A 16,010-nucleotide genomic window follows, 5' to 3' on the forward strand; every position below is an offset into this window, starting at 1 on the left:
ACCGATACCTCATTCAGGCCCAGGCCCAGGCGCGCGCGTGATCACCTACGAATATCCACTCAACGAGAGGATCCGCACGCTTCTACGGCTTGAGCACCTGTTTGAGAAGGTCACGCATTTCGTGCGTGCCGAAGGTTCCCTAGAGCACCATGTTGCCCTGCTGACTCTGTTCGAGATCCTTGAAGTGGCCGGCCGTGCCGACCTCAAGGTGGACCTGGTCCAGGAACTTGAGCGTCAGCGTCAGATCCTGCTTTCCTTTCGCAACAATCCGCAGATTTCCGAAGAGGCTCTGGCTGGCGCCCTCTACGAGATCGAACAGGCATCCGCCTCCCTGCTTGCCATGGCGGGCAAGACCGGCCAGTACCTGCGGGAGAACGAGTGGCTGATGAACATCCGCAGCCGCGCCGCGATTCCCGGCGGCGCCTGCGAGTTCGACCTGCCCTCCTATCACCACTGGCTCAACCGCGAAGTCGAATCCCGCCGCCGCGATCTGGGCGCCTGGGTGCACCCCTTGCTGCCCATCCGTGACGGCTTGGCCATCGTGCTCCGCCTGCTGCGGGCCAGCGGTCGGCCGGAAGAACTGATGGCCCTGCGTGGCGCCTTTCAGCAGACCATGGGTGGGCGCACGGCCCAGATGATCCGTATCCGCGTCGCCTCGACCGCCATGTGCGTGCCGGAAACCAGTGCCAACAAATACGCCCTGAATGTGCGCTTCATGCACGCCGAAACGGTGGTTCGGCCCCGTCAGGCGGACGTCGACATTCCGTTCGAACTGACTTTCTGCAATCTGTGAGCGATTCCTCCAAGCCCCGCGTCGTCAAGTGCCCCACCTGCGGCACAGCCGTTGTCTGGGGCCCCCAGAGCCCGCAGCGCCCGTTCTGCTCCGAGCGCTGCCGCCTGATTGATCTGGGTGCTTGGGCCACCGACAGCTATCGTGTCGAGGGCGATGCGCCCCTTGATGACGAATCCGATCCTCTGCGCGATCTGCGTCACTGAGCGGCCTGCAGGCCGCTTTCTTCGCTTTAGCTCTGCCAGAAGCTCCGGATGCCCGCGATGCCGTGGGCGCCATGGGCTTTGGCCGTGTCCATGTCATCGGGCTTGAGCCCGCCGAGGGCCAGCACCGGTAGCGGAAGAGTGCGCACTCGGTCGGCAAAGGCGTTCCAACCCAGTGCGTCGCGTTCCGGGTGGCTGGCGGTGGGTTTGACTGCGCCGAGCAGGGCGTAGTCGAGCCCCAGGGCAGCGGCCCGTTCCAGTTCGTCACGGGTGTGGCAGGACGCGCCAACCCATTCCAGATTCGGCCGGGTATCGAGTTCCATCAGGCGACGGGCCGGCAGATGCACACCGTTGGCGCCCAGGCGCGTAGCTAGGTCCACGTCGTCATTGATCAGGGCGATGGCGCCCGCCTCTCGGGTGCGAGCCAGCACGGCGCGGGTGAAGGCTTCCCGGTCGGGGGCTGGCAGGCCTGGTTCGCGGATCTGGATCAGGCGCAGGCCATCGGCCAGGGCTTGGTCAAGGCGGGCCAGCTGGGTGTCGATGCCGATCTCGGCGGCCTGGGTGATGGCCATTCGGCGGGGCAGGCGCAGGGCCTTGAGGATGGGGCCGTTGGCTGGCAGCATGGGCTCGACGTCCATGCTGCCAGCTTGCTGCCAGGAGAGGGCTGCGTGCACCCGGTCGTGGATTTCGCCCCGCCAGGCCGGTACTTCGAAAAAGTGCAGGTTGACGTGGGCGTGCTCATAGACGTGTTCGCGGGTCAACCACGGCCAGGCTTCCAGCACCTCCATGTCGAGCTCTTCATGGAGTTCGCGGATAAGGGCGTCGCGGGGCGTTTCGCCGGCTTCGACCTTGCCGCCGGGAAACTCCCAGTAGCCCGGGTAGAAGGTGTCGGCAGCCCGCTGCCCGACCAGGAAGCTGCCGTCGGGCCGGGTGATGACGGCTGCCGCCACATGCACGATCTTCTTCATTGCTCGAAGCGCCCCGCGTAGTCCCGGGCGAACTGCCAGGCCACCCGGCCGCTGCGGGAGCCACGCAGCAGCGCCCACTGCAAGGCCTCGCCCCGGGCATCGGGGATGGCCTCGGCCGGCACGCCGAACTCGCCCAGCCAGTGTCGCACCACGGCCAGATATTCGTCCTGGCTGAAGGGGTAGAAGGAGATCCACAGACCGAAGCGCTCGGACAGGGAGATCTTCTCCTCTACGGCCTCGGCGGGGTGTACTTCGCCGTCCTTGTGCTTGGTGGCCGCATTCTCGGAGAAGTACTCCGGCATGAGGTGGCGCCGGTTGGAGGTGGCGTAGATCAGCACGTTGTCCGGCACGGCGGCGAGGGAGCCGTCGAGGACACTCTTTAGCGCCTTGTAGGCCGGTTCGCCGTCTTCGAAGGAAAGGTCGTCAGTGAACAGAATGAAACGTTCCGGGCGCCCTTCCACCAGTTCGACGATGTCCGGCAGGTCGATCAGGTCGTCTTTGTCCACCTCGATCAGGCGCAGGCCTTCGGCAGCGTATTCGGTCAGCAGGGCCTTGACCAGGGATGACTTGCCTGTGCCCCGGGCGCCGGTCAGCAGCACGTTGTTGGCGCGTTTGCCATTGAGGAACTGGCGGGTGTTGGCGACGATGCGGGCCTTCTTGTCGTCGATGTCTTGCAGATCGGCGAGGCGGATCTGGTGGGGGTGCTGCACCGCCTGCAGGCCGGCAGTATTCCCCTTGCGGCGCCAACGGAAGGCGCTCGATGCTTGCCAATCGGGGGCTTGCGGGGCGGCTGGGAGAAAATGTTCAAGGCGCTCGAGCAGCCGTTCGGCGCGGGCCAGAAAGTGGTTCAGGTCAGTCATGGAGGGGCGTCCGTATCCTTGTTCTTCGGGTTGCGCAGGGCCACGGCAACGATGACGAGCAGCACGGCAACAATGCCGAGTTCAAGGCCGATCAGCCACATGGATGTTCCCTTTTGCAGGCCCGGTCGGGCAAAGCGGTGGTTATACTCGGGCGGGTATCGACAGCAAGCCACGAGTTTACCCCATCCATGTTCCCCGTCATTTCCCGCCTGCCGGTTCTTTTTCCGGTATTCCTCCTGGCCGCCTGTGCCGCTTCCCCCAGGCCGGTGAGTGAGCCGGCCCGTGCTCCGATCACCACGCCCGCTCCAACGACATCCTCGACGGCTTCCGTGCCCTCCGTTGGGGCGGCCGCGCCAGGCGGGGCTCCGGCGCCCCAGCCTCTGGCGCGGCCGCTGCAGGCTGCCGACTGGTCCGATCTGTCGGGCTGGGCAGCCGATCCGGTGGAGGATGCATGGCCGGCCTTTGTTGCCTCCTGCCGGGCGGTGGGCCGGCAGCCGGTCTGGCGGCCAGTGTGCGATGCGGCCAGAGCTCTGGGGGAGAACCCGGGGGGCGTTGCGGTGCGCCGTTTCTTCGAGGCACGGTTGAGCCCTTGGCGGGTGGTGAACCCGGATGGAACGCGGGAAGGGCTGGTTACCGGCTATTACGAGCCCCTGATCAAGGGTAGCCGCAGTCGCAGCAAGGCGTATCCGTGGCCGGTGCATGGCGTGCCGGATGATCTGCTGACCATCGATCTGGGTGATGTCTTTCCTGATCTGAAGGGCCAGCGGGTGCGGGGGCGCCTGGCCGGCAATCGGGTGGTGCCCTACTACACCCGTGCCGAGTTGGCCCGCCAGACCGAGCGCTTTGCCGGCAAGACCCTGCTCTATGCCGAGGATGCCGTCGAGCTGTTCTTCCTCCAGGTGCAGGGGTCCGGGCGTGTCCAGTTGCCGGACGGCAGCGTGCTGCGGCTGGCCTATGGCGACACCAACGGCCATCCCTATCAATCGATCGGGCGCTGGCTGGTGGATAAGGGCGAGATGAGGCTGGAGCAGGCATCCATGGAGGGCATCAAGAACTGGGCACGGGCCAACCCGGGACGCCTGCAGGAGATGCTCAACGCCAATCCGAGCTATATCTTCTTCCGAGAGGTGGCTCAGTCCAGCGGTGGTCCGGTGGGTGCCCTGGGGCAGCCGCTGACCGAAGGGCGCAGCCTGGCGGTGGATCCACGCAGCATCCCGCTGGGGGCGCCGGTGTTTCTGGCTACCACCCAGCCCAACAGCCCGCAGCCCCTGCGCCGCCTTATGCTGGCCCAGGATACGGGAAGTGCGATTAAGGGGGGCGTGCGCGGGGACTTCTTTTGGGGGTTTGGCGCCGAGGCTGGCGCCCTTGCCGGGCGGATGCGTCAGAAGGGGGAAATGTGGGTTCTATGGCCCAGGGACCAGGTGCCTCGATAGTCCGGATGGGTGAAAGCGTAGATTTGTAATAACTATTGCGTAAATTCTTGGTTCGCTGGCACGGTGTTCCTGGCTATCGTGCGAAGCTCGCGCCTCTGTTCATTGACGCGATCGGATCTGCATGTTTACGGAGACCACCGTGCCCCTCACCGAACTGGTTCACTATTTCAACAAGCGCAATCGACTTGCCTGCAGTGCCGGGGACGAAGACTGCTTGGCGATTGTAGATGGGCAGGTCCGGGCGCAGTTTCGCGGTAATGTGCTGGGCTCCCTGTTCCAGCCGGTGGTCGAGCGCCTCAGCGGTCAGGTGATCGGTCATGAGGCGCATCTCCAGGTGCTGGCGGGGGAGTGGGCGGGGGGGCCGACCCAGGGGGTTTTCCTGGAAGCCTCCGACGATCACGAACTGGTCTACCTGGACCGGCTGGTGCGCACCCTGCACGCGCTCAATTTCCTGCTGGAGCGGGAGCAGCACGGGGGCTTTCTGGCCCTCAACATTCATCCGCAGCTGCTGCGGGTGGTGCGTGAGCATCACGGACATGTGTTTGAGTCCATCCTGGCGCGTTGTGGCCTGACCTCCGAGCGGATCGTGCTGGAGGTGTCTGATGATGGCTTTGACGGCATCTCGCGCCTGAGATCCGCCATCGCGGCTTACCAGGCGCGGGGCTACCGGGTGGCGATCGATAATTTCGGCCGTCACACGGCCTGCCTGGATCGCCTGGAGACACTTGCACCCGACATCGTCAAACTTGATCGCAGCCTGATCGGTCATGCCGGGCACCTGAGCCTGGCCAAGCGGGTGATGACGGAGCTTAGCGGAGAAATCCGGCGACTGGGCGCTCGGGTGGTGTGCCAGTGCATCGAGAACCCCCTGCAGTTGCAGGTGGCCCAGGATGCAGGTGTGGACTGGCTGCAGGGTTACCGCATTGGCCGGCCGGCGGCCCACTGCCTGCCGGTGGTGAGACCGCGTCAGCCCCGCGAGGCGGCCTGAGCGGTACGGGGCAGCGGGCCTTGGGGCCCGGGCCTGCCCCTGTCTTTCAAAGTCTTATTTGCCGCCCGCGGCTTGGGTCATGGCTTGCTCAAGCTGGGCCAGGGGTACTGCGCCAGGCAGGCGATTGCCATCGGCGGTGAAGATGGTCGGGGTGCCGCTGACCTTGATCTTCTGGCCGAGGGCTACGTTCTTGTCGATGGCGCTGGTGTCGCAGCCTGCGGCCGCGGCGGCGGGCGTTTTGCCTGCAGTCATCCAGTCGTTCCAGGCGGCAGCCTTGTCCTTTGCGCACCAGATGTTTTTCGATTTTTCGGTCGAGTCAGGGCTCAGGATGGGGTAGAGGAAGGTGTACACCGTTGCATCCTTGAGACCCTGCAGATCTTTGGCCAGGCGTTTGCAGTAGCCGCAGTTGGGATCTTCAAAGCTGGCGATTACCCGCTTGCCGTTGCCGCGAACCTGCTTGATCGCCTGGTCGAGGGGCAGGGTGGCGAAGTCGATCTTCATCAGCTGGGCCATCCGTGCCTGGGTGATGTTCTTGCGTGTCTTGGCGTCGATCAGGCTGCCATCGATCAGAAAGCTGACGTTGGCGTCGGTGTAAAGCAGTTCGCCCGACTTGAGCACGACTTCGTAGAGGCCACCATAGGGGGTCTTCTTGATGCTTTCCACGGCGGGAGCGTTGAGAAAGTTCTCGACGTTTTTCTTGACCGAGCTTTCATCGGCCGCGTGGGCGACGCCCGCTGCAAGGAGAAGGGTGGCGAGCAGCGAACGTACGAAGGGGAATTTCATCCGGGAATCTCCAGGGAAAGGGCAGGTGAGGCTAAGGTGGGGCTCAGAAACGGCCGGCGATGGCGTATCGAACCAGCGCATTGCGTACGACCGGCAGGCGGTTGGTGAGGTTCAGTCCAAAATTGCGCAGCCCAGACAGAAGCGGATCGGCGGGCTTGAACAGCCGGTTGAGCCCGTGGGTGGTGTACTGGAGCAGGGCGGTTTCTTCGGCCCGGGCGCGGGCGTAGGCGCGCAGGATTACCAGCTCGCCCGGGTCGCGCCAGGGGTCGAGGGCGGCGAGTTGCTCGGCGAGCACGCGGGCGTCCTGGTAGCCCAGGTTGATGCCGTGCCCCGATAAGGGGTGGATAGCGTGGGCCGCATCACCGATCAGGGCCAGGCGGGGTTTGACGACGGTTTCGACGCGCATCAGGCGCAGCGGGAAGGCGGCTGCCGGGGTGATGGTTTCGAGCTTGCCCAGGCGGAAATCGCCGGCTTCGCCAACCCGGAGGGCGAGCGCCTCCGGTGACAACGATACGAGTTCGTCGGCCAGGGCGTCGGGGGCCGACCAGACCATGGACATGTACTCCCCGGGCAGGGGCAGGTAGGCCAGCACGCCATCGGGGCGGAACCACTGGAAGGCGGTGTTGCGGTGGGGCTTTTCGCAGCGGAAGTTGGCGACCACGCCCTTTTCGTCGTAGGGCGTGTTGCGGGCACCGATGCCGGCTGCCTGGCGTACCCATGAGTCACGGCCGTCGGCGGCAACGATGAGCCTGGATTCCAGGCGGCGACCATCCGCCAGGGTCAGGCAGGCGCTGTCTTCGTCGAAGGCGAGGGCGGTGGGGGCGGCCGGGCAGAGCAGGCTGACGTTGTGCTGGCGCTTGACCGTTTCCCAGAGTTCCAGCTGCATCTGGCTGGATTCGAGAATCCAGGCGAGTTCGCGGAGGCCGCAGTCGTAGGCCGAGAAATCCAGCCGTCCACCGGCATCGCCGTGGATCTCCATGTCGTAAACCGGAGCCAGGCGTTGTGAGTCCAGGTGCTGCCAGATGCCAATGGAGGACAGGAAGTCCACATTGGCGGCGCTGATGGCGTAGATGCGGGGATCCCAGCCAGTGGGTCGGGCCGGGGGGCGGGCTTCAACGATACCGACTTTGAGGCGGCTGCCGCGGAGAGCAGCGGCGAGGGCTGCGCCGGCGAGCCCGGCACCTACGACGAGTACATCGAATTTCATGGGGCAATCTCCTGCGCCGGGATTGTGCCGGACGGCGCAGGGGAAGTCACCCGCCACAGGGGTTTAGCGCAGCGGCGGTGGCGGCGGTGGGTAGGGGTAGGCTTGGGGCGGTAGTGGTGTTGCGCGGTAGTGGTAGGCGCTGTTGCCGGGCAGTTGGTTGCCCTTTGCGTACATGCATTGCTGGTAGGCGATGTCGTAGCGGCGCTGAGCTTCACTGCCGCTGAACGAGGCCTGGCCGGCACCGCTGGCAGTTCCGGCCACCATGCCGATGGCCGCACCTGTCGCGGCACCGTGCTGGCCGCCGGCGAGGGCTCCTGCTGCGGCGCCGATGGCGGTGCCGGCGACCGCATTGTCGACGAGACTGCGGTTGGCCAACTCATTGGGGGCGGCGCCTATCGATTGGGCGGCGAAATTGCGGCACAGGCGGTCATCGGCGACGAACACGTCAAAGGGCTTGCCCGGGGCCGGCATCACCGCGACCCGGGGGCCGTCCGGCAGGCTGGCGCAGCCCGCGAGCAGCGCCAGCAGGGCGAGAGGGAGGGTGTGCTTCATCGCCGGACTCCCTGCGGGACGGGTGTTCCCGCGGTGGCCGGTGTCGCGCGCCATCCCGATGGACATTCCTGGACGTAGGGGTAATAGGCGCCGGCTGCGTCGCAGTAATACCAGGTGCTGCTTGCCGCCGGCGCCGGTGTCGCCGGTGGGGTCGAGGGCACCGCCCGCCAGCCTTCGGCGCAGCTCTCCACATAGGGATAGTAGGCTTTTGCGCTGTCGCAGTAGTACCAGTTCTGCGCGGCCGGGGTAGCGGGAACCACGACGGGCTCGGGCTGTTCGATGACGACGGTACGTGGCTGAGTGACTAACGGATAGAGCAGCATGCCGGTGCCGGCAATCCACCACAGACTGTTGAAGTCGTTGTAGCGGCCGTGCCAGTGGCCGGAAGGGTAGCCCCGCGGCGGGCCGCCATATCGCCCACCTGCTTCGGCGGGAGTTGCTGTCAGGATGCCGGCCATGGCCAGAGAAAGAAGCGCGGTCGCTGAGCGGACAACAAATGGTGAGTACATGTGGAACTCCGGAAAGGCTTGCGTGCTCATTCCAGCACCGGCTGTGGCTGCATATGTGTACCGGGGCTTCACAGACGTAAGCAGATGCAAGCGGGGGCTTGTCTGTAAAATCCGCTTACTTGTGGACTGCAGCATGAATGTGTCCGATTTGGCGGCGTTAGCAGTGGCGGCTGGGGAAAATGTTGAATCCTTTATTGACTGGGTTGTTTGATGGATGTACGCAGGCTGGTTGTTATCCTCTGTATCGTGACCCTGCTGGCCGTGGGCGTTGTGCTTTTTCTTCAGCAGGAGGCTGCGGAGGTGGGGCGTCCGGCCAACAATGCGGCTATCGCCGAACATGTTGAGGCGCATCACGGTCCGGCGTTGAGGGCCATTGGCGTTCGCAGCCTGGGTGTGGATCGGCGCTCCGATGATGTGGTGGTGGTCTTTGCCGGTGGAGGGCGTCTCGGGCAGCGTGTCGCCGGGCGCTTGCCTGGGCTGGCGGGTGCTGAGGGGTGCGGTGAGCTGGATGTGGGCATTTCCGTTGGGGAGGCGATCACTGCCTGGGGGAATGCCCGGGCCCCCGAGTTCCGTTCCCGGCTGGACTGCGTGATTGCCGAGGTGGTGGAACAGGCCGCCGATCTGCGTGGTGGCGATTGATTGCGGGACGCGACCGGGCGGCAGCGGCTATACTCCCGGCCGGGAAGTTCGCCAGGCAATCGCGGTGCGTTCGCGCATCGAGGAAAGTCCGGGCCCCGCAGAGCAGGATGCCGGCTAACGGCCGGGCGCCATAGCCTTCGGGTGAAAGCGACGGAAAGTGCAACAGAGAGCAGACCGCCGATGGCTCCTCGCGGAGATCAGGCAAGGGTGAAACGGTGGGGTAAGAGCCCACCGCGGACGTGGTGACACGGACGGCACGGTAAACCCCATCCGGGGCAAGGCCAAATAGGGGGACGTTGAGGCTGCTCGCTGAGTCCCCGGGTAGGCTGCTAGAGCGGCGTGGTAACGCGTCGACCAGAGGAATGATTGCCCGGAGGGCCGGTCTCCGGACGGGCCTTCTCGACAGAACCCGGCTTATCGGCGGACTTCCCAACTTCCCCGGTTCAATCCACTTTTCCCCACCGACCCGCTGTTTTGTTGCGCAATGTTGCGCCGCGAAACGCTTTTTTACCGCTGCACCCTTGAAGGGTGATGCTCCCCGTCATCAAGGGGGGAAACTGCGGCGATTAATCAAGCACTTTTGCAATGTTTTCTAGGGTCATTGATTTATAAGCGGATTTCCTCAAAAGCCCGCTCCCGTCCTCTAAGTGCTTGTGTCCAAAAGAGATTTACGCTCCGGTCAGCTTGACCGTGTATTTCTTTTGCTCTAAAGTGGGACGAAGTGGACGAAAGTGGGAGAAAGTGAGTTTTTTCTGCTCGTCCGGGTGAAGAAGTGGGGGAAACATGTTTCAAGGCGCAGCAGCGCTCACTCTCGATGCGAAGGGTCGCCTGGCGATACCGGCGCGGCATCGGGACGCGCTCGCCAAGCTCGCCGAGAATCAGCTGGTCCTCACGGCTCATCCCCATCGCTGTCTCTTGATCTACCCCGCCCCCGCGTGGGAGCCGATCCGCAACAAGGTTCTCGCTGGCTCCAGTCTTGAAAACCACTCCGCCCTGCTCAAGCGCCTCCTGGTGGGTTTTGCCCGGGAAGAGGAAATGGACTCGGCTGGGCGGGTGCTGATCGCACCGGAGTTGCGCACGTTTGGTTTGCTGGAAAAGCAGGTGCACCTGGTGGGGCAGGGTGATCACTTCGAGCTGTGGTCGGATGCGGGTTGGCAGAAGCAGCAGGAGCAGATCTTCGCCCTTGGTGCCGATCTGTTGCCCGCGGGCTGGGAAACCCTGCCGCTGTGAGTGCCGCTCCACACATCACCGTGCTGCTGCATGAGGCAGTGGAGGCGCTGTCCGTTCGGCCGGACGGCGTATACGTGGACGGTACGTTTGGCCGTGGTGGTCACAGCCGGGCAATTCTGGCCCGGCTCGGGCCGTCAGGGCGTCTGATCGCGTTTGATCGTGATCCGGTGGCTGTGGCCGCCGGGCAGGCATTGCAGGACCCCCGTTTCGAGCTTGTGCATGCGCCGTTTTCGGACTTTGCCGAGGCGCTGGCGGAGCGGGGTGTGGAGAAGGTTGACGGTGTTCTGCTGGATCTGGGGGTGTCTTCTCCCCAGTTGGACGAAGCAGAGCGGGGCATGAGCTTCAGGTTCGATGCGCCGCTGGATATGCGTATGGATACGACCCGCGGTGTGACCGCGGCGGAGTGGCTGGCGGAAGCGCCGGTTGCAGATATAACCCGTGTGCTGAGGGAATACGGTGAAGAACGGTTTGCTTATGAGATTGCAAAGGCGGTTGTTGCTGCTCGGGCAGGGGGGCATGTTGCAACCACTGGACAGCTTGCCGCGCTCGTGGAAAAAGCGGTCCGCACACGCGAGCCGGGTCAGCACCCTGCGACGCGCACCTTCCAGGCTCTACGGATTTGCGTCAATCAAGAGCTTGAGGAGCTGTCGCTAGTTCTGCCCCAGGTGGTGGCAGCACTGGCGGCTGGAGGCCGTCTGGTGGTGATCAGCTTTCACTCCCTTGAGGATCGCATCGTCAAGCGCTTCATGCGTGACGAGTCTCGGCCGCCGCAGTTGCCCGCCCGTCTGCCGGTGCGTGCGGCTGATCTGCCCAAGCCCCGACTGGGGCTGGTGGGCAAGGCGGTGCGTCCGTCCGATGCCGAAGTCGCTGCCAATGCCAGGTCCCGCAGCGCAGTGATGCGGATTGCCGAACGGATGGAGGCGTGACATGGCCCGTCTGACCGGATTTCTCGTGATGTTGGTGGTGGCGAGCAGCCTCGGCGTCGTGGCCTCGCAGCACCAGGCCCGCAAGCTCTACTCCGCTGTCGAGCGGGAGCAGCAGCGTTCCCATCAGCTTGAGGTCGAGTGGGGGCAGCTGCAACTGGAGCAGAGCACCTGGGCCGCCCACGCCCGGATCGAGAAGCTTGCTCGCGAAAAGCTCGCGATGCGGCCCCCTCAGTCGGGGCAGATCATCGCTATCGAGGAGCGGCCATGAAAAAGGTCAAGAAGGGCGTCACCTTCAATCACAACCCCCTCCTGCGTTCCGAGCTGTCAGCCTGGCGGCCGCGCTTCGTGTTGCTGTGCCTGCTCGGGGGGTCCCTGGCCCTGGTGGGGCGGGCGGCCTACCTGCAGGGTGTGCATGACCAGTTCCTGCAGGCCAAGGGTGAGTCGCGCTATGCACGGGTGCTTGAGGTGCCGGCCACTCGCGGCAAGATCACTGACCGTCAGGGCGACGTGCTGGCCGTATCGTCCCCGGTCAAGTCGGTGTGGGCGATCCCCGAGGATGCCCGCCTCGACCCCTCTCAGACCCGCCAGTTGGCTGGGCTGCTGGAGGTTGGGGTCAGCGAACTGAATCAGAAGTTGTCCAGCGAGAAGGACTTCATCTACCTGAAGCGTCAGGTTTCGCCCGAGCTTGCCGACCGTATCGCCGCGCTCAAGTTGCCCGGCATCCATGATCAGCGCGAGTATCGCCGTTTCTATCCAGGCGGTGACGTGATGGCCCATGTGCTGGGCTTCACTGGTGTGGACGACAAGGGTCAGGAAGGTATTGAGCTGGCTTTCGAGTCCCAGCTCGCCGGTAAGCCGGGCTCCCGCCGGGTGGTCAAGGACCGACGCGGCAATGTGGTTGAAGATGTGCAGTCGATCCGCCTGCCCCAGGACGGCCGTGAGGTGGCTCTGTCCATCGACAACAAGATCCAGTACCTCGCCCATGCGGCCCTCAAGCAGGCCATGAACGACCACAAGGCCAAGGCCGGCGGTGTGGTGGTGCTGGATGCCAAGACCGGTGAGGTGCTGGCCCTCGCCAATGCGCCGACCTATAACCCGAACAACCGGGTCAAGCTGACCGGCGATCAGCTGCGCAACCGGGCCTTGACCGATACCTTCGAGCCTGGTTCGACCATGAAGCCGTTTACGGCCGCGATGGCCCTGGACAAGGGCAAGGTTACCGCCAACACCATCATCAATTGTGCGCCGGGTCGGATGACCATTGGCACTGCCACCATTTCCGATGCTCACCCCCACGGCGCCCTGTCTGTGGCCCAGGTCATCCAGAAGTCGTCCAACATCGGTGCAGCCAAGATGGCGCTGAGCTTTCCGCCGGAGACCATGTGGAAAATGCTCGACGACCTCGGTTTCGGGTCGCCGCTCAAGCTCGGCTTTCCGGGTGAAGTGGGCGGCCGCTTGCGCCCGGCCAAAGCCTGGCGGCCCATTGAGCAGGCCACCATGTCCTACGGCCACGGCATGTCGGTCAACCTGATGCAGATGGCCAACGCCTATCAGGTGTTTGCCCGCGATGGCGACATGGTGCCCCTGTCCCTGTCGCGGCTGGATGCGCCGCCGGTGCATGGCACCCGCGTCTTCTCGCCACAGACAGCGAGGGAAGTGCGGCAGATGCTCGAGATGGTGGTGCAGCAGGGGGGGACCGCACCCCAGGCCAGTGTTCCTGGCTACCGCGTGGGTGGCAAGACAGGCACCGCCATGAAACTGGTGGGTGGTCGCTATGCCCACAAATATGTGGCCTCCTTTGTGGGGATCGCGCCGATTTCCGACCCGCGTCTGATCGTCGCCGTGATGATCGACGAGCCCAGCAACGGCAAACACTATGGTGGTGATGTGGCGGCTCCGATCTTCTCTCAGGTCACGGCGGGGGCCTTGCGTTCGCTGGGTGTGGCGCCTGACGCGCCCCTAAAGCCGCTGCAGGTCGCTCGTCAGGGCGTATCCCAGCCTGTCGTGCGGGAGGCCATGTGAGCCTTGAGATGACTGAGAAGCAGGTCCGCCGCGTCCTTGACGAGCTGGTGGCGATGGGGGTGGAGCCCCGACGGCTGTGTGGGGACTCACGCCAGGTGCTGGCGGGTGACGTCTTCCTGGCGTTTCCGGGGCTGCGTGTGGATGGCCGGCGCTTCATCGAAAGCGCTGTCCACGCCGGCGCCGCAGCGGTGCTCTGGGAGCGGGACGGATACACGTGGGATGCACGTCTGTCGGTGCCGAATCTGCCGGTGGAAGGGCTCTCGGCTCTGTCCGGCCATCTGGCCAATGAAGTATACGGGCGTCCGTCCGAAACCCTTTGGACCGTCGGAGTGACGGGCACCAACGGCAAGACCTCGGTGACTCAATGGCTGTCCAGGGCCTTTGCGGCTCTTGGTCGCAAGTGCGGGGTGATCGGCACTCTGGGGATCGGTTTTCCCGGAGCCCTGTCGGCGAGCCTCAACACCACGCCCGACAGCCTGACCGTGCATCAGACCCTGGCCCATTTTCGCGAATCTGGCGCCGACGCCGTCGCCATGGAAGTTTCGTCCATCGGTCTCGACCAGGGGCGCCTCAATGGTTTGCGCTTCGATGTCGCGGTGCACACCAATCTTACCCGTGACCATCTGGACTACCACGGCAGCATGGAGAACTACGGCATCGCCAAGGCCCGCCTGTTCGACATGCCGGGCCTGCGTTCAGTGGTGCTAAATCTCGACGATCGCTTCGGCATGGAGCAGGCTCGGCGTCTGGCGGGGAGGCGCCTGGAGGTCATCGGCTACACCCTGTTTCCGAGCAATGCCGATGCCGCGCCGGTCAATCGTCTGCTGGTAGCCGACCGTCTCACCACCACGGCCGCGGGCATCCGCTTTACGGCCCGTTGTGGCAACGATGCGGCCGACATGTATCCGCATCTGGTCGGTCAGTTCAACGTATCGAACCTGCTGGCAGTCATCGGCACGCTGATGGCGTCGGGGTTCACCCTTGAGGATGCGGCGATGGTCGCCGAGGGCCTTACCCCGCCCCAGGGGCGCATGCAGACCCTTGGCGGGATTGGTGAGCCCCTGGTGGTCGTGGACTACGCCCATTCCCCCGATGCCCTGGAGCAGGTGTTGACGGCTGTCCGGGCTACCGTCAAGGCGCGCAACGGCCGGCTCGTCTGCGTGTTCGGCTGTGGCGGCGACCGTGATCCGGGCAAGCGCCCCATGATGGGCGAGCTGGCACGCCGGCTGGCCGATCAGGTCGTGCTGACCAGCGACAATCCGCGCGCCGAGGACCCCGCCCGGATTCTCAGTGACATCGTCGCTGGTGCAGGCGCGGAGGCAGAGGTTGTGCCCGATCGGGCCGAGGCGATTCGTCGCGCCATTCTCGCCGCCGCGGCCGACGACGTTGTCGTGATTGCCGGTAAGGGGCATGAGCCCTACCAGGAGATCAACGGCGTGCGTCACCCCTTTTCCGATGTCGAGCAGACTCGTGCTGCTCTTGAAGCCTGGAACGACGCCCAGGGAGCTCTTTCATGATGGATCTCCAGGAGGCCGCGCTGGCCACCGGCGGCACTGCCGTGGGCGGAAACGTGTCCTTCCGTTCCGTGAGCACCGACTCCCGCGCCATTCAGCCCGAGCAATTGTTCGTGGCCCTGCGCGGCGATCGCTTTGATGGCCACGAGTTCGTCGATGCCGTGGCGGCCCAGGGTGCCGTTGCTGCGATGGTTGATCGTGCCTGGGCGGCAACCCATCCGGTGCCCCTGCCCCTGCTTGTGGTCGAAGATACGCGCCTCGGGCTCGGTCGTCTGGCTGCCGGCTGGCGTGGCCGTTTCGATCTCCCTCTGATCGGCGTGACCGGCAGCAATGGCAAGACCACTGTAAAGGAAATGTGCGCGGCGATCCTCCGCGCCCAGGCCCGTATCGACGGCTTTGACCCTGATCTGGCCGTGCTGGCTACCCGTGGCAACCTGAACAACGACATCGGCCTGCCGCTGATGCTGCTGCGCCTGTCGGGCAACCACCGCTCGGCCGTGATCGAGATGGGTATGAACCATCCTGGCGAGATCGGCTATCTGACCCACCTGGCCCGGCCCACCGTGGCCATCGTCAACAATGCCCAGCGCGCCCACCTGCAGGGCATGGGCAGCGTCAACGAGGTGGCTCGGGAAAAAGGTGCGATCTACGAAGGCCTGTCCTCCGATGGCGTGGCGGTGATCAATGCGGATGACCCGTTTGCCGCGTACTGGAAATCGGCCAACGCCGGCCGCCGTACGCTCACCTTCGGTCTGTCGGCTGATGCGGATGTCAGCGCCCGGTGCACCACCCATGGTTTTGCCAGTGACGTGGTGCTGAACTCGCCGAAGGGCGTGACCCAGTTTCGGTTGCAAGTGCCGGGCCAGCACAATGTGCGCAATGCCCTGGCAGCTGCGGCGGCCTGTCTGGCTGCCGGCGTGTCCCTGACTGCCGTCGCGAATGGGTTGGGCGGCTATGCCGGAACGCCCGGGCGCCTGCACCTGCGCAAGGGGCTTGGCGGAGCGGTGGTGATCGACGACTGTTACAACGCCAATCCGGACTCCATGCGCGCCGGGATCGCGGTGCTGGCGGCTACGCCGGGTCGCAAGATCCTGGTCGTCGGTGACATGGGCGAGATCGGCGATCAGAGTTTCCAGTACCACGACGAGATCGGCGGCTACGCCAAGAGTGAAGGCGTCGATTTCCTGTTCGGGCTGGGTGAGATGAGCGAGGTTGCCGCGCGCAACTTCGGAGAAGGCGGACACCACTTCACCCGGCTCGACGATCTCGTCGCTGCGGTGAAGGCGGAAATGAATGCAGATACGGTGGTGCTCGTAAAAGGCTCGCGTTTCATGAAGATGGAACGGGTCGTGGACGCCATCGCGGAGAAGGTTTGATGATTGTGTG

The 16,010-nt window shown here is 64.7% G+C and carries 17 protein-coding genes and 1 other RNA gene; 12 read left to right on the forward strand and 6 right to left on the reverse strand.

Features of this window, described 5'->3' with window-relative positions:
- The first annotated feature begins 37 nt into the window (after positions 1-37).
- Together zapD and PHI64_RS10855 are read left to right on the forward strand one after the other, a co-directional pair.
- Positions 38-793, forward strand: a complete 756-nt coding sequence (gene zapD / locus PHI64_RS10850; RefSeq protein WP_299882500.1) for a cell division protein ZapD — start codon at positions 38-40, stop codon at positions 791-793.
- Positions 790-996, forward strand: coding sequence for a DNA gyrase inhibitor YacG (locus PHI64_RS10855; protein ID WP_299882502.1), 207 nt, complete (start codon positions 790-792; stop codon positions 994-996). The genes zapD and PHI64_RS10855 overlap by 4 nt, the downstream gene beginning before the upstream one ends.
- A 26-nt stretch (positions 997-1,022) precedes the next feature.
- Here PHI64_RS10855 and PHI64_RS10860 read toward each other — a convergent pair whose 3' ends face one another.
- Together PHI64_RS10860 and PHI64_RS10865 are read right to left on the reverse strand one after the other, a co-directional pair.
- Complete coding sequence (locus tag PHI64_RS10860; protein ID WP_299882504.1) at positions 1,023-1,961, reverse strand: Nudix family hydrolase; 939 nt, start codon at positions 1,959-1,961, stop codon at positions 1,023-1,025.
- Positions 1,958-2,821: an ATP-binding protein gene (locus PHI64_RS10865; RefSeq protein ID WP_299882506.1), complete on the reverse strand. Its 864-nt coding sequence runs from the start codon at positions 2,819-2,821 to the stop codon at positions 1,958-1,960. Before PHI64_RS10865 ends, PHI64_RS10860 begins: the two co-directional genes overlap by 4 nt.
- Positions 2,822-3,009: 188 nt before the next feature.
- Between PHI64_RS10865 and PHI64_RS10870 the strand changes: the two genes are divergently transcribed.
- Together PHI64_RS10870 and PHI64_RS10875 are read left to right on the forward strand one after the other, a co-directional pair.
- On the forward strand, positions 3,010-4,254 hold the full coding sequence (locus tag PHI64_RS10870) for a murein transglycosylase A (protein WP_299882508.1): 1,245 nt from the start codon (positions 3,010-3,012) through the stop codon (positions 4,252-4,254).
- Between the two features lie 139 nt (positions 4,255-4,393).
- Positions 4,394-5,242, forward strand: coding sequence for an EAL domain-containing protein (locus PHI64_RS10875; RefSeq protein WP_299882510.1), 849 nt, complete (start codon positions 4,394-4,396; stop codon positions 5,240-5,242).
- A gap of 54 nt (positions 5,243-5,296) precedes the next feature.
- Here PHI64_RS10875 and PHI64_RS10880 read toward each other — a convergent pair whose 3' ends face one another.
- From PHI64_RS10880 to PHI64_RS10895, 4 genes are all read right to left on the reverse strand, one after another.
- Positions 5,297-6,025 (reverse strand): DsbC family protein, encoded by a 729-nt coding sequence (locus PHI64_RS10880; protein ID WP_299882512.1) that lies wholly within the window; start codon positions 6,023-6,025, stop codon positions 5,297-5,299.
- A gap of 43 nt (positions 6,026-6,068) precedes the next feature.
- Positions 6,069-7,232 (reverse strand): UbiH/UbiF family hydroxylase, encoded by a 1,164-nt coding sequence (locus tag PHI64_RS10885; protein ID WP_299882514.1) that lies wholly within the window; start codon positions 7,230-7,232, stop codon positions 6,069-6,071.
- Between the two features lie 63 nt (positions 7,233-7,295).
- The gene (locus tag PHI64_RS10890) at positions 7,296-7,784 is read right to left on the reverse strand and encodes a YMGG-like glycine zipper-containing protein (protein ID WP_299882516.1); all 489 of its coding nucleotides are present in this window, start codon (positions 7,782-7,784) and stop codon (positions 7,296-7,298) included.
- Positions 7,781-8,323, reverse strand: coding sequence for a hypothetical protein (locus PHI64_RS10895; protein WP_299882518.1), 543 nt, complete (start codon positions 8,321-8,323; stop codon positions 7,781-7,783). The genes PHI64_RS10890 and PHI64_RS10895 overlap by 4 nt, the downstream gene beginning before the upstream one ends.
- Before the next feature lie 180 nt (positions 8,324-8,503).
- Here PHI64_RS10895 and PHI64_RS10900 point away from each other — a divergent pair, with 180 nt between their 5' ends.
- The 8 genes from PHI64_RS10900 to murF all read left to right on the forward strand — a co-directional run bounded on the left by PHI64_RS10900 (position 8,504) and on the right by murF (position 16,000).
- A complete protein-coding gene (locus tag PHI64_RS10900) occupies positions 8,504-8,932 on the forward strand; it encodes a hypothetical protein (protein WP_299882520.1) in 429 nt (142 codons plus the stop codon).
- 43 nt (positions 8,933-8,975) lie between these two features.
- Positions 8,976-9,365: RNase P RNA component class A (gene rnpB, locus PHI64_RS10905), an RNA gene on the forward strand.
- A 350-nt stretch (positions 9,366-9,715) separates the two neighbouring features.
- On the forward strand, positions 9,716-10,162 hold the full coding sequence (gene mraZ / locus PHI64_RS10910) for a division/cell wall cluster transcriptional repressor MraZ (RefSeq protein ID WP_296564731.1): 447 nt from the start codon (positions 9,716-9,718) through the stop codon (positions 10,160-10,162).
- Positions 10,159-11,088, forward strand: a complete 930-nt coding sequence (gene rsmH, locus PHI64_RS10915) for a 16S rRNA (cytosine(1402)-N(4))-methyltransferase RsmH (RefSeq protein ID WP_299882523.1) — start codon at positions 10,159-10,161, stop codon at positions 11,086-11,088. The genes mraZ and rsmH overlap by 4 nt, the downstream gene beginning before the upstream one ends.
- Before the next feature lies 1 nt (position 11,089).
- On the forward strand, positions 11,090-11,356 hold the full coding sequence (gene ftsL / locus PHI64_RS10920; protein WP_299882525.1) for a cell division protein FtsL: 267 nt from the start codon (positions 11,090-11,092) through the stop codon (positions 11,354-11,356).
- Positions 11,353-13,110: a penicillin-binding protein 2 gene (locus PHI64_RS10925; RefSeq protein WP_299882527.1), complete on the forward strand. Its 1,758-nt coding sequence runs from the start codon at positions 11,353-11,355 to the stop codon at positions 13,108-13,110. Before ftsL ends, PHI64_RS10925 begins: the two co-directional genes overlap by 4 nt.
- An 8-nt stretch (positions 13,111-13,118) precedes the next feature.
- On the forward strand, positions 13,119-14,627 hold the full coding sequence (locus PHI64_RS10930) for a UDP-N-acetylmuramoyl-L-alanyl-D-glutamate--2,6-diaminopimelate ligase (RefSeq protein ID WP_299882529.1): 1,509 nt from the start codon (positions 13,119-13,121) through the stop codon (positions 14,625-14,627).
- The gene (gene murF / locus PHI64_RS10935; protein ID WP_299882531.1) at positions 14,624-16,000 is read left to right on the forward strand and encodes a UDP-N-acetylmuramoyl-tripeptide--D-alanyl-D-alanine ligase; all 1,377 of its coding nucleotides are present in this window, start codon (positions 14,624-14,626) and stop codon (positions 15,998-16,000) included. The genes PHI64_RS10930 and murF overlap by 4 nt, the downstream gene beginning before the upstream one ends.
- Positions 16,001-16,010 lie beyond the last annotated feature (10 nt).

The sequence above is a fragment of the Zoogloea sp. genome (assembly GCF_028689785.1).
Taxonomy (GTDB): Bacteria; Pseudomonadota; Gammaproteobacteria; order Burkholderiales; family Rhodocyclaceae; genus Zoogloea.